Source organism: Parafrankia sp. BMG5.11 (assembly GCF_004337455.1).
Window position 1 is genome coordinate 620378 of sequence record NZ_SJXI01000027.1, and the last position, 12213, is coordinate 632590.

At 62.6% G+C, this 12213-nt stretch carries 13 protein-coding genes; 7 read left to right on the forward strand and 6 right to left on the reverse strand.

What is annotated here, in order from left to right; translation table 11 throughout:
- The first annotated feature begins 12 nt into the window (after window positions 1–12).
- Window positions 13–378, forward strand: coding sequence for a preprotein translocase subunit SecG (secG, locus tag E0504_RS20980; protein ID WP_131625652.1), 366 nt, complete (start codon window positions 13–15; stop codon window positions 376–378).
- A gap of 94 nt (window positions 379–472) precedes the next feature.
- Window positions 473–2104: a CTP synthase gene (locus E0504_RS20985; RefSeq protein ID WP_131625653.1), complete on the forward strand. Its 1632-nt coding sequence runs from the start codon at window positions 473–475 to the stop codon at window positions 2102–2104.
- 307 nt (window positions 2105–2411) lie between these two features.
- Here the strand turns inward: E0504_RS20985 and E0504_RS20990 are convergent, their stop codons facing one another.
- Complete coding sequence (locus tag E0504_RS20990; RefSeq protein WP_131625654.1) at window positions 2412–2885, reverse strand: Hsp20 family protein; 474 nt, start codon at window positions 2883–2885, stop codon at window positions 2412–2414.
- 168 nt (window positions 2886–3053) lie between these two features.
- Between E0504_RS20990 and grxC the strand changes: the two genes are divergently transcribed.
- Genes grxC through E0504_RS21005 form a run of 3 tightly spaced genes read left to right on the forward strand, consistent with a single transcriptional unit; the run spans window position 3054 to window position 4588 of the window.
- Window positions 3054–3320: a glutaredoxin 3 gene (grxC, locus tag E0504_RS20995; protein WP_131625655.1), complete on the forward strand. Its 267-nt coding sequence runs from the start codon at window positions 3054–3056 to the stop codon at window positions 3318–3320.
- A complete protein-coding gene (locus E0504_RS21000; protein WP_131625656.1) occupies window positions 3317–4132 on the forward strand; it encodes a carbon-nitrogen hydrolase family protein in 816 nt (271 codons plus the stop codon). The genes grxC and E0504_RS21000 overlap by 4 nt, the downstream gene beginning before the upstream one ends.
- 6 nt (window positions 4133–4138) lie before the next feature.
- Entirely contained in the window at window positions 4139–4588 is a 450-nt protein-coding gene (locus E0504_RS21005; RefSeq protein ID WP_131625657.1) for a DUF1178 family protein, read from the forward strand.
- Window positions 4589–4747: 159 nt separating this feature from the next.
- Here the strand turns inward: E0504_RS21005 and E0504_RS21010 are convergent, their stop codons facing one another.
- Together E0504_RS21010 and E0504_RS21015 are read right to left on the reverse strand one after the other, a co-directional pair.
- Window positions 4748–6928 (reverse strand): DUF305 domain-containing protein, encoded by a 2181-nt coding sequence (locus E0504_RS21010; protein ID WP_131625658.1) that lies wholly within the window; start codon window positions 6926–6928, stop codon window positions 4748–4750.
- 174 nt (window positions 6929–7102) lie between these two features.
- Entirely contained in the window at window positions 7103–8161 is a 1059-nt protein-coding gene (locus E0504_RS21015; protein ID WP_373693921.1) for a class I SAM-dependent methyltransferase, read from the reverse strand.
- 496 nt (window positions 8162–8657) lie between these two features.
- Here E0504_RS21015 and E0504_RS21020 point away from each other — a divergent pair, with 496 nt between their 5' ends.
- Window positions 8658–9104 carry a DUF6766 family protein gene (locus tag E0504_RS21020; RefSeq protein ID WP_207974562.1) on the forward strand — a complete coding sequence of 149 codons (447 nt, stop codon included), beginning with the start codon at window positions 8658–8660 and terminating at the stop codon, window positions 9102–9104.
- The gene (locus tag E0504_RS21025) at window positions 9101–11275 is read left to right on the forward strand and encodes a hypothetical protein (protein ID WP_131625660.1); all 2175 of its coding nucleotides are present in this window, start codon (window positions 9101–9103) and stop codon (window positions 11273–11275) included. Before E0504_RS21020 ends, E0504_RS21025 begins: the two co-directional genes overlap by 4 nt.
- A gap of 60 nt (window positions 11276–11335) precedes the next feature.
- Here the strand turns inward: E0504_RS21025 and E0504_RS21030 are convergent, their stop codons facing one another.
- From E0504_RS21030 to E0504_RS51335, 3 genes are all read right to left on the reverse strand, one after another.
- Window positions 11336–11587 (reverse strand): DUF3253 domain-containing protein, encoded by a 252-nt coding sequence (locus E0504_RS21030; protein WP_131625741.1) that lies wholly within the window; start codon window positions 11585–11587, stop codon window positions 11336–11338.
- A 2-nt stretch (window positions 11588–11589) separates the two neighbouring features.
- A complete protein-coding gene (locus E0504_RS21035) occupies window positions 11590–11862 on the reverse strand; it encodes a UvrB/UvrC motif-containing protein (protein ID WP_131625661.1) in 273 nt (90 codons plus the stop codon).
- Window positions 11863–11926: 64 nt separating this feature from the next.
- Window positions 11927–12213: hypothetical protein (locus E0504_RS51335; RefSeq protein WP_207974564.1), on the reverse strand; the 287-nt coding region annotated here is incomplete at its 5' end.

The following is a 12213-nucleotide window of genomic DNA, read 5'->3' on the forward strand; positions in this document are numbered from 1 at the left end:
GAATCTTCGTACATGTCGACGTTCATCTTTCTCCTGGTCGTGCAAGCGATCGTCGCCGCCGCATTGGTGGGGGTCATCCTGGTCCAGCGCTCCGAAGGCGGCGGGCTGGGCATCGGCGGCAGCCCAAGCGGGATGATGAGCGCGCGCGGCGCGGCCGATTTCCTCACCCGCGCAACCCGTTGGCTGGCGATCGTGTTCGTGATCCTGTCGATCATCCTCGCAGCGATCGCTGCCGGGGCGGGCACCGCGGCATCGGTGGAATCGACGCTGGATCGTGCTGCCCCGCTGCCGGCCGCGCCTGATGCCGCCGCTCCTGCCGCACCGGCACCGTCCGCACCCGCCACCACGGACGATCCGCTCGCTGGCGTCGCTGGCTAACGCTTTCTGACGACAAGGCAGCTGTGGATTGCGGCTCCCGGCCGCACCAAGCCGCTTGCGCCCACCCTGCACCACCGCTTAAGGCCCAACTCCCATGGCGCGGTATATCTTTATCACCGGCGGCGTGGTCTCCTCGCTCGGCAAAGGTCTCATGGCAGCGAGCCTCGCGGCGTTGCTGCAGGCGCGCGGTTTCCGCGTGCGGATTCGCAAGTTCGATCCGTATCTGAACGTCGATCCCGGCACGATGAGCCCGTATCAGCACGGCGAAGTCTACGTGACCGACGACGGCGCGGAGACCGATCTCGACCTTGGGCACTACGAACGCTTCACCGGCGTGTCGGCGCACCAGGGCGACAACATCACGTCTGGCCGCATCTATCGCGACATCATCGCCAAGGAGCGGCGCGGAGACTATCTCGGCGCGACGGTCCAAGTGATCCCGCACGTCACTGACGCGATCAAGCAGTTCGCGCAGGACGATACCAGCGATCTCGACTTCGTCCTGTGCGAGATCGGCGGCACCGTGGGCGACATCGAGAGCTTGCCGTTCATCGAAGCTTTGCGGCAGCTAAGGAACGAACTGGGCCGCGAGAACACCTGTTCCGTTCACGTGACGCTGGTGCCGTACATCGCCGCGGCAGGCGAGCTGAAGACCAAGCCGACGCAGCACTCGGTTCGCGAAATGACCGGGCTGGGCGTGCAGCCCGACATCCTGCTGTGCCGCTGCGAAAAGCCGCTGCCCGACAGCGAACGCGCCAAGATCGCGCTGTTCTGCAATGTGCGCAAGGAAGCGGTCATTCCGGCGCTCGACGCCTCGAGCATCTATGCGGTGCCGCTGCAGTATCACCGCGAAGGACTGGACAGCGAAGTGCTGCGCCATTTCGGCATGAACGCGCCCGATCCCGAGCTTGCCCGGTGGGACGACATCCTCGACCGCTACGAACATCCCGAAGGCGAAGTCACGATCGGCGTGGTCGGCAAGTATGTCGGTCTGCCGGATGCCTACAAATCGCTCAACGAAGCGCTGGTCCATGGTGGGATGGCCAACCGGGTCAAGGTCAACATCCGCTGGATCGACGCGGAGCTGTTCGAAGCTGACGACGAAGAGATCGCCGCGCGGCTGGAACCGATGCACGGGATTCTGGTGCCCGGCGGGTTCGGCGAGCGGGGGAGCGAGGGCAAGATCGCCAGCGTCCGCTTCGCCAAGGAGCGCAACGTTCCTTTCTTGGGTATCTGCCTTGGCATGCAGATGGCCTGCATCGAAGGCGTGCGCGCGGCCGGCCATGCGGCCGCCAGCTCGACCGAATTCGGCCCGACCGACGAGCCGGTGGTCGGCATCATCACCGAGTGGATGAGCAAGGAAGGCCTGCAGCAGCGCAGTGCCGAGGGCGATCTGGGTGGGACGATGCGGCTGGGTGCCTACGACGCGCACCTCACCGGCAACAGCCACGTCAGCACGGTCTATGGCGGGGCCACCACTATCAGCGAACGTCACCGTCACCGGTACGAGGTGAACTCCGCCTATCGCGAAGCGCTGGAGAAGGACGGGATGATCTTTTCCGGCATGTCGCCCGATGGGCTGCTGCCTGAGATTGTCGAGCGACCGGACCATCCTTGGTTCATCGGCGTGCAGTTCCATCCGGAGCTGAAGAGCAAACCGTTCGACCCGCACCCCCTGTTCGCCGGCTTCGTGGAAGCCGCGTTGAGGCAGGCCCGCCTGGTCTGAAAACCGCGCGGAAATGACACGATCGTCATTTTCTACAAGCGGAGCGGCCGAAAAAAGAATATATGTTGCTTATGTCACGAGAGCCGGTAGGGCGGCGCTCGGGCAAGAGATTGCTTTTTGCTAAGTTTTGGTCGCGCTTCTCGATTCGGTCGATGCGCTGGCATGCTGGCAAGGAGCGAACAGCTTGGTGCGGATCTGATCGTCTTCTGCGACCCGGACGATCAGCTTCGCCCAAGGCGGCTTCATTGTCGCGGGGGCAGACCGCAAGGTCTGCCCCCAACAACATCGATCATTCTCGCAGACGATTTCAGGCCGCGTTGGCCTGGCCATCCTCGTCGTCCTTGACGACTTCCAGGCTTGGCTGGCCGCCCACCATGATCTTCTTGGGCCGCATCGCCTCCGGCACCTCGCGCACCAGGTCGATCGTCAGCAACCCATCCGCAAGATCGGCATTTTCGACCCGCACGTAATCCGCCAGTTCAAAGCGGCGCTCAAACCCGCGGTTGGCAATGCCGAGGTGCAGCACTTCGCCCTGAGTGGTTTCGGGGCGTTTCTTGCCCTGGATGACCAGCAGGTTCTGCTGCGCGGTGATGTCGAGATCGCTCGCGCGGAATCCGGCAACGGCTAGGGTTATGCGGTACTCGTCGTCACCACGGCGCTCGATGTTGAACGGTGGGTAATTATCGCCCGCGTTGTTGCGCACCTGGCTTTCCAGGATGTCGAACAGCTTGTCGAACCCGACGGTGGTGCGGCGATAGGGGGTGAAATCAAGACGTGACATGAAACAAATCCTCCAATGAGCAATTTGAACCAGATTGACGGACCCACGCGCGTGGCATCCGCCATGATTGCCTTCCCGCCCGCCATGCGGCACGGGTCGGCAAGCAAAATCTAGTTGTCCGAAGCAGCCGTTCAAGGGGTCTGCCGGCAAAGAAAAAAGGGACGATAAATGGCCAGCCCAGACGTCGTGATCTACACCAAGTTCGGCTGTGGTTTCTGTTTTCGCGCCAAGCGACTGCTGGACGCCAAAGGCGTCGAATACACCGAGCATGACATCACCATGGGCGGCCCCAGACGTGACGAAATGCTCAGCCGCGCGCCCAACGCGCGCACCGTGCCGCAGATTTTCATTGGAAATACGTATGTGGGCGGTTCGGACGATCTCCAGGCGCTCGAGTCCGCCGGAAAGCTCGACGCATTGCTGGCCAACGCGTGACGCGCGTCGCCCTGCTGCAGATGACCGCCGGGATCAACCCGGCGGAGAACGCGCAGACTATTAGTCAGGCCGCGGAACGTGCTGCGGAGGGCGGGGCGGCCATGCTGTTCACGCCGGAGATGAGCGGTCTGCTCGATCGAGATCGGGCACGGGCTGCCCAGCATATCGTTCCCGAAGAGGATAACCCGGTTCTCGCCGCGGCGCAGGACGCTGCCAGGCGGAATGACCTGTGGGTTGCTCTCGGCTCGCTGGCGGTCACCAGGGCCGATGGGCGCTGGGCGAACCGCTCCCTGCTGATCGATGCGCGGGGGACGGTGGTGGCCCGGTACGACAAGATTCACATGTTCGACGTCGACCTGGCTAACGGAGAAAGCTGGCGCGAGTCCACTGCTTACGAACCTGGCCGAGACGTGGTGTCGGTAGACCAAACGCCCGTCGGGACGCTGGGCCTGACGATTTGTTACGATATCCGGTTTCCGGCCTTGTTCGACACGCTTGGCCGGCGCCAGTGCGATGCGATTGCCATCCCCGCCGCTTTCACCATACCCACTGGCAAGGCGCATTGGCACTTGCTGCAGCGTGTGCGCGCGATCGAAGCAAGCGCGTATGTCGTCGCCGCGGCTCAAGTAGGCGAGCATGCGGATGGTCGGCGTACTTACGGCCACAGCCTGGTGGTCGACCCGTGGGGCGAAGTGCTGCTCGACATGGGCGACAGCCCCGGCGTCGGTTTTGCCGAAACCGATCCGGCGCGGATCGCTGAAGTCCGCGCGCAGTTGCCCAGCCTTGCCAACCGGCGCGAGATACCGCTGTAGGACGGCATGATCGTATTCGACCTCGCCTGCACGCTCGGCCATCGGTTCGAAGGCTGGTTCGCCTCGTCCAGCGCCTTCGCAGATCAGCAAGATCGCGGTCTGATCCTGTGCCCGCACTGTGGCTCGAATTACGTCATGAAGGCACCGATGGCCCCCTCGGTCCCGGCAAAAAGCAATACCCGGCCCACCGGTCAGCAGGCCATGACCGGCACGATCCCGCCCGAACTGGTCACGGCGATGAAGGCTCTGGCGGACGCTCAGAGCAAGGCTCTCAAACACAGCACCTGGGTGGGCGAGCGGTTCGCGCATGAAAGCCGCGCGATGCATTACGGCGAACGGGACCAGGCGACGATCCACGGACAAGCCACACGCGAGGAAGCGGTCGCGCTAGCGGACGAGGGGATTGCAGTCGTCCCGCTGCCGTTTCCGGTCGCTCCGCCGGACGAGATCAACTGATCGCTGGCGCGAAAAAGGGGGCGACCGGCATCATGTCACCAATGGCAGTCAGTTTGCTATCGGCCCAAGTTCGGTCGTCCTGCCGACACCCTGCAAGCCGATCGTTGGCTCAGGCCTTGAACGGAGTCAGCGTTATGCGCTCCCTCAACAGGACAGGAACTAACCTCCCTTGCGACTTTCCGTAGCGCGAGCGACGACATCTGCCGGCCAAGTGACCCGAGTTTGGGTCTGGGGATTGAACACTCCACCCGGGTACTGCGCTGCCTTCGCCGCGGCGATTTCTTCCGCGGTCAGGAAAGCGCTCGGCTCGAGAGCCAAGACGTCAATGCCCCGGACGATCTCGGTCGCATAGATGTGGCCGTTATACCAATACGCCGACCAATGCCCGCCAGTGACCAGCTGATCCTTGTCCACCGGCCCGCGGTCGAAGTATGCGATCTCGACCGGGTTCGCGCTGTCGGTGAAATCGATCACGGAAATCCCCCCCTGATACCAGGCCTGCACGAAGATATCGCGCCCCGGCACAGGGATGATGGATCCGTTGTGAGCGACGCAGTTCTCCTTGTCGCTTTGCGGAGCGGGCAGTTTGAACGTCCCGCGCTGGACCAGTTTGCGGTCCACGATGTCGTAGAACGCGTTCGCGCCCCAGTTGACCGGATCGCCCGCTTGGCACCGAGGACGCCCGCCACCGCCCCATTCGTCGGTGAAGAGCACTTTGGTGCCGTCGTTGTTGAAGGTAGCCGAATGCCAGTAAGCAAACCCCTTGTCGGTGACGTCGTCGATGCGCTTCGGCTTCAGCGGATCGGAGATGTCGAAGATGATACCGTTGCCCGAGCAGGCACCTGCGGCAATCTTCTTCGACGGGAACACAGTGATGTCGTGGCACATGTCGGTGCGCTCTGTTTCCTGCGTTCCGTCGCCATGGTCGCCGCCGCGCCACAAACCGGCAATCTGCCCGCCCGTCGCGAATACGCGCGGGCGATCCACGATCCGCGCTGCCGCCGGATCGGCCACCGGAATCTCGATGACATCGATACTGAACAGCGCCGTCTCGTCGCCCGAAGTGTCGAAGCAGCCGGCTAGTTCCTTCTCATCGCGTACGTAGCTGGTGCCAGAGTTGTAGAGCACGATCCGCTTGTCGTCAGCGGAGACAATCGAATGCGTGTGGCTGCCTCGGCAGGTCTGCACCTGCCCCACCTGACGAGGCCGAGTGACGTCGGAGATGTCAAAGATGCGGATGCCGCGGAAGCGCTCTTGGCTGACTTTCTGATTGACGCCCTGCAGTCCGCAATCTTTCCGCGCGCGGCTGTCTTGCACGCTCATGATCAGCAGCTTGCCGACGATGGAGACGTCGCCCTGGCCACCGGGACAGACCGTGGAACTCACGAGCTGTGGGACACCGTCCGCGCCGAGCCTGTAAGCGTTGAAGCCGTGATAGTTGCCAGCCACCATCAGGTCGCCCGAAAAGGCGATATCGGTATTTGCGAAGTTCAGGAGCGATCCGCGCTCGCTGAAGCTTGGCTTTTCCGGTTCGCCATCCTTCGTAGGCTTGGGCGCATCCCCTTCCTTTTTCGGTTTCACGGGTTGGAGATCAGCCGGGTTTGCGGGGTCGAAAAAACCGGCTGGCCTGGGCAGGGCACTCACTAGCCGCAGTCCCTTGATGGCCTGACCTGCATCTCGCAGACCCGCGGCGAGCGTTGCCCGCGGGTCCTGCGACAGACCAGCGAACACCGCGTTCATCCGGTCGATCTCGGCTTTCTGATCGGTCACCACGTCGTTGGTGAATTCGAACATCACCGGCTCGTAGGCCGTGCCCGGCTGCTCGTGCAGCTTTTCGACCATGTCGACCGCGCCTTCGTGGTGAGCGATCATCAATTGCAGGAACTGCCGATCGAAGGCTGTGCCCTCGGCCGCGGCGAGCGCGGTCATCTGGGCTGGGCTGGCCATCCCCTTCATCTGATGATGCGCGTGACCCATTCCCGCCATCGCCAGTTCTTCGTTATGGTCTGCAAGCCAGGTCCGCATGAACTTCATCTCGTCCGCCTGGCTGGCTTCGATACGGCTTGCGATCTTGAGGACCGCGTCATTGTTGGTCCGCGAACGCGCCAGCCGCGACATCTCCAGCGCTTGATCGTGATGCACAATCATGCCCTGCATGAAGGCGACATCGGCCGGCGAATAGCGGGTGTTCGCAAGCGCGATGGCTTGCTCGGCACTGAGTGGACGGGTCATCTCGCCCGGCGCGCCCGGCTGCACGATCGGCGCATCCGCCCCCAGCACCGGCGCTGCGGTGGCGAGCACCAAAAGCGATGCGCCCAACAGACTGCCAACATTGTTCATCGCGCTGCCCTCCTTCTTAGCTTGAGAGGGTTCTGAAGGAGTTGCAGCGCAATGAAAAGGCGCCTGCGCGGTTCGGCGTGAACGCTCGTGCGCCTTAACCTGCTGGGCGGTGCGGTCTGCAATCGGCCCGAGAGCCAACAGTGTGCAGGCAAGGGCAGTCAAACCCTGCTCAAGTCATGCAGTGATTCCCAACACCATGTTCGTTGCGGTTTCAGCCACCCGCCTGACATTCTTGAAACCGGCTTCATGACAGACCTCGGTCAGGCGCTTTTCGCCCGCCTGTGCCCCAAGACCGAGACCAACCTCCTGTGAAAGCGAATTGGGCGTGCAGATGGTGCACGAGGCGGCGTAGAAGATCTGGCCTAGCGGGTGCATGTTGTCAGCCATCGTGTCTCCCGCGAGAGGTTCGACGAGCATGAAAGTTCCGTCGGGCGCGAGGGTTTCGCGGATATGCCGGGCGGCGCCAACGGGATCACCCATGTCATGCAGCGCATCGAAGATGCACGCGAAGTCGTAACCTTCTCCTGAAAAATCCTGAGCCTTGGCTACCTCGAACTCCACGTTGGTCACGCCAGCCTCTGCAGCCTTCTTCCTGGCCTCCTCGATGGAAGGTGCGTGGTAATCGATGCCACGGATCGTCGAATTAGGAAAAGCCTGCGCCAACAGGATCGTCGACGAGCCGTGGCCGCACCCGATGTCGGCTATCTTAGCGCCCGATCTCAGCTTCTCCTCGACGCCATCAAGGGCCGGAATCCAGTTGTCGATCAGGTTAGCTTGATAGCCTGGACGGAAAAACCGATCGGTGCCGCAGAACAGACATGCCGGGTGGTCACCCCAGGGCCGCCCCTGGCCTGAAATGAACGTCTCCGTCGCTTTCTCGTGCTCGGCGAATTGGGACACAACTAGCTGGAAAAAGCCCTGCATGCAGGCGGGCTGACCCTCGCGGGTAAAGACCAGGGCCTGCTCGGGCGATAACGAAAAGGTCTCATCTTGCGGATGGTGGGTCACGTATCCTGCCGCGCACACCGACCCGAGCCATTCATGGAGATACTTGGCATTGAGGCCGGTCTTCTCCGCGAGCTGCCCCACGCTCATCTGGCCGGCGCCATCCAGCGCCTTGAAGACGCCTGCCTGATCGCCAAGGTAGGCCATGAACATGCTCAAGGCACCGGCGACGTCGCCGATGACCTTGCCGACCAATTCGTTGAGTTGCGTTTCGTCGATGGTTTCGATCATGGGTCCGCCTCCTTAACAGGATAGGCGACCCGACTCGCTGGATACCTTTAGCACACCGGCCGGTGCAGTGGTAATTAGCTCCAGCCGTCAAAGCGCCGTCCAGTTATCTGAGAAGACCGGACCCCGAACGCTAAGGTCCTCTTTACGTCCTTCAGATTCCAGTTACCTCTCTGCTGTCGGCCCAGAAGACGGCAGGGCGTCCCGCACTGAATCTGACGTTGGATCGGCCATCGCCGTGAGGCGCTTGGTCGCTTCTAGAGTCGCAGTTCTTAGTGGAGAACGTCCGCAATGGGTGGAACGCGGTCGTTCGATGATCCGAGGCGGCCAGCCGCGCCTTACGCATCCTTTCTCTCGCTGCGAGAGCTGAAAGGCTAGTAAGCTAGTGCCCGGGCCCCGGCCGCTGATCGATCTGCAAAGAGCGCGAACCTGACACCGAAACAATCGGGCCACCTAAAGCATTTGCTGTGAAGTTGAGGCTTCAAGGATCGACGCCATGACCGACAAGCAGGAACGCGACGCCGCGCGGCACGGGATAATCGGTAAGTACGCTTATGCCTGGCTCACACTCGCCTTCTTCCTCATTTCCCTCGTCCTGCACTGGTACTTTGGCTGGCAGGCTTACGTTGACGAAGCGCAGGCGCACAGCGAGGCGCCGAAGCTGGCCGATTATCTCAATGAGATGAGCCGCGACACCTTCGAGAACTGGCAATCCGAGTTCCTCCAGTTGTTGTGGCAGGTGGTCGGCCTCGCCTACTTCCTGTACCTCGGCTCGCCTTCCTCAAAGGAGGGCGATGACCGGATGGAGGCCAAGCTCGACGCCTTGATCCGCCTCAAGGCGGGCGACGATGGCGAGGCGATCATCCGCGACATCGATCACCGCTTCCTTCGCCATCACGGCCACGCCAAGCCATTGAACTACGAACAGGAGGCACCGCGATGACGACGGTCTCGCTCGCGGTGCGAGAGGCCGGAGAAGCGTTCGACCGCGGGGCCCCGGCAGCCAAGTCGGTAAATGGCGACATCAAACTGGAAGCGCGGCAGGTCGGTACGGACCTCTGGGTCTCGTTCGAACGAAAGGGTCAGCAAGGCGGCCTCGCATGGCGAGTGGCTCTGCTGAGCGATGATGTGAAGCTGACGTGCGCGGAGGGCGACGCGCTGATCGCGCTCGAAGCGATCAGCGCGCTCGGCCGCCATCGCATCACCGTGGAAGCCGACGAATCCGAAGAGGCGATGTTCGTGCTCACCGCCAGCTTCCGCCCAGAGCGCGCGTTGCACATTCCGTTCCTGCCGCGGGACCTGATCGCGGTCGGACCCAAAGGGCGCCCCGACAGACCCAAGGGCAAGATCGAGGCGAAGCAGCGCCGGCTCAACACCGGCATGTGCTATTTCGAACTCGCCGAGCCCGATTTTGGCAAGGTCCTCTACTGGCAGGACCTGACCGCGCTCAACGATTACTTCCTGGCGACCGGCACCAAGCCCGAGAACGCCGTAGGGGGCGAATGGCCTGAGGTCGGCTACCGCCCGCCAACCAACCCCGATGACCCGAAGAGCGCGCTGCCCGCGGGGCGCGACACTGTGATCAACCGCGCTTACCTGCTCATCCGCCGCTTCCTCAAGGAGGAAGAGACCACCTCGGCGTGGCAGTTCCTCGACATGCAGGCGGCGGTCTATCGTCGGCTCAACCTGCCTGGCTGGGAATATCACGACTGGATTGAGCGGTCGAACCGCACTCTGCGCGATCTCGCGCGCAGCCCGAAAGCGCGCGTGCGGCATGGTAAGGAAGTCTACTACCACCCCTATACCGCCTCCGAATATCCGGACTCGATGGTGCAGCTCTCGCTTGGCGGGGCGATCCACGAGTGGGGTCGCTGGACCGGGCGCAAGAGCCCGCTCGAACGCGAGGTGGTCAAGGGGCTGCGAGGCTTCTACGATCCCAAGCTCGGGGCCTTACGCCGTTACCTGCCTGACGTCGGCGACGACAAGGATGCCGACGCGGTCGACAGCTGGTACCTCTACCATCCATTGCGCAACCTCGCCGAAATGGCGCTCGACGGGGATGCGGACGCGAAGGCGCTGTTCTTCGATTGCGTCGACTATGGCATAAAGGCTGCGCGACACTTCAGCTACAAATGGCCGATCCAGTACAAGATCGACACGTTCGAAGTGATCACCGCGGTCGCCGCGGACGACCGCGGGCAGACCGACGTCGGCGGGATGTACGCCTGGGTCATGCTGCTCGCCTTCGAACTGTCGAACGAGCAGCGCTTCCTCGACGAGGCGCGCGCGGCGATCGCGGCAGCCGAGGGGATGCGCTTCGATCTCAATTATCAGGCCAACCTCACCGCGTGGGGCGCCACCGCGTGCATCAAGCTGTGGCGGGTCACCGGCGACAAGCACTACCTGACGCAGAGCTACGTCTACCTCGCCAGCTTCTTCCACAACTGCCAGATTTGGGACAGCGAGATCGGGATTGCGAAGGAATACCACAACTTCCTCGGCGTCACCTGCCTGCAGGACGCGCCGTATATGGCGGTCTACGAATGCTTCGACAGTTACGCGGCGTTCGAGCGCTACCTCGATTTTGGCGGGCCCGACCTGATCCCCTCGGTCAAGCTGCTGGTGGACGAATACTGTCGCTACGCACTCGACCGCGGGTGGTTCTTCTACCCTGATGCGCTGCCGGAAGACGGGCTCGCGACCGACAACCGCAACGGCCACATCGACCGCGAACTGTCGTTCCCGGTGGAGGACCTCTATCCCGATGGCCAGCCTGCGGGGCAGGTCGGGCAGGAGATTTACGGCGCCGGCGCGGCAATGGTTTTCGCCACGCGGTCGTTCCACAAGATCGAAGGCGCGCCGATCATGCTCCATTGCGACCGGTTCGTCCGCGCGCTTACGCGGATCGACGAGCGATCCGTCAGCTTTGCTCTCGACGGACCTGCGGGGCTGGACGCGAAAATCTCGCTCTGCGCGACAGGACGCAAGCGACCAAGGATCAAGCCGACGGTGCTCGACGCCCATGGAAACGAACTGGCAAACTCCGGCGATGGGCCGGGAGTGCTGTGCTGGTTCAAGGTCCCAGCGCAAGGCGTCTACACTTTGAGATGGTAATCGCCTTGAGTGAGTAAAATGGCGGCCGTTCTCATGCGAGGGAGGGGGAAGGGCGGCTCACTACTTGTCGTTCGCTTGGACAATTCGATACGGCCCGGATCGAGCAGGAAGCGACTGGCCCTTCCAGCTCAGGCTGATGCAATTCTGATCGACGAGTTGATCGACCGCGGCATGGATGATCGGCATGGCGGCACGCCAATCTGCCCCTGAGGCCTCGGCGGCAATCCTGCGCGCGGCCTCACTCGGGCATATTGATTCTCCCGACCGGCGTTCGGCGAGCAGAGCGATCACGGCGGCGGTCGCGGCGTCCATGTTCACTTCCGCCTCCGTCCCGAGGTCTTGAGATCGGGCTTGGGCGGCCGCTTCCAGCCCGGCGGAGGAGCGACCCGCTGTTGGCTCGTACCCAGCCCCATGGCACCGGGCTGCTGGCGAACCAAACCCGACGTGTCGGCTTCGGATGCTTCGGCCGGCGACGCGCCGCTCCGCATCAGATTGATGCGGTCACGAAGGCGGCGCGCCTCTTCGAAATCCAAAGCATTCGCCGCTTCTTCCATTCTGCCCTGCAGATCCTCGATAGTGTCGGTCATCACTCATGAACGCGCCAGATCGAGGTTCGGCGCTTTGCGCCCACTAGTATCTCTCGGGTGGCAATCACCCAATCCGGAAGAAGACTTCGAAAGCGTAACTCGTTGACGCGATAGACTGCTCGCCGATCCCAGATGAGCCGGGGCCGCTCCCGCGCCTGAAGCTTAACGAAAGGGAATCCGCCGCCACGATCTCGTTGGCTGGCGGAACCACGGGCGGCCCCTTCTGCTTAATCAAGATTATCGCACGCTCGGTAGCATGAGAGCTTGGAGCAAGTGGATTGCGCGCCAGCCGACTGAAGCCGCAGCACGCAGGACTACATTCCATCGGCAAAACAGTATCATAGGTGAAGG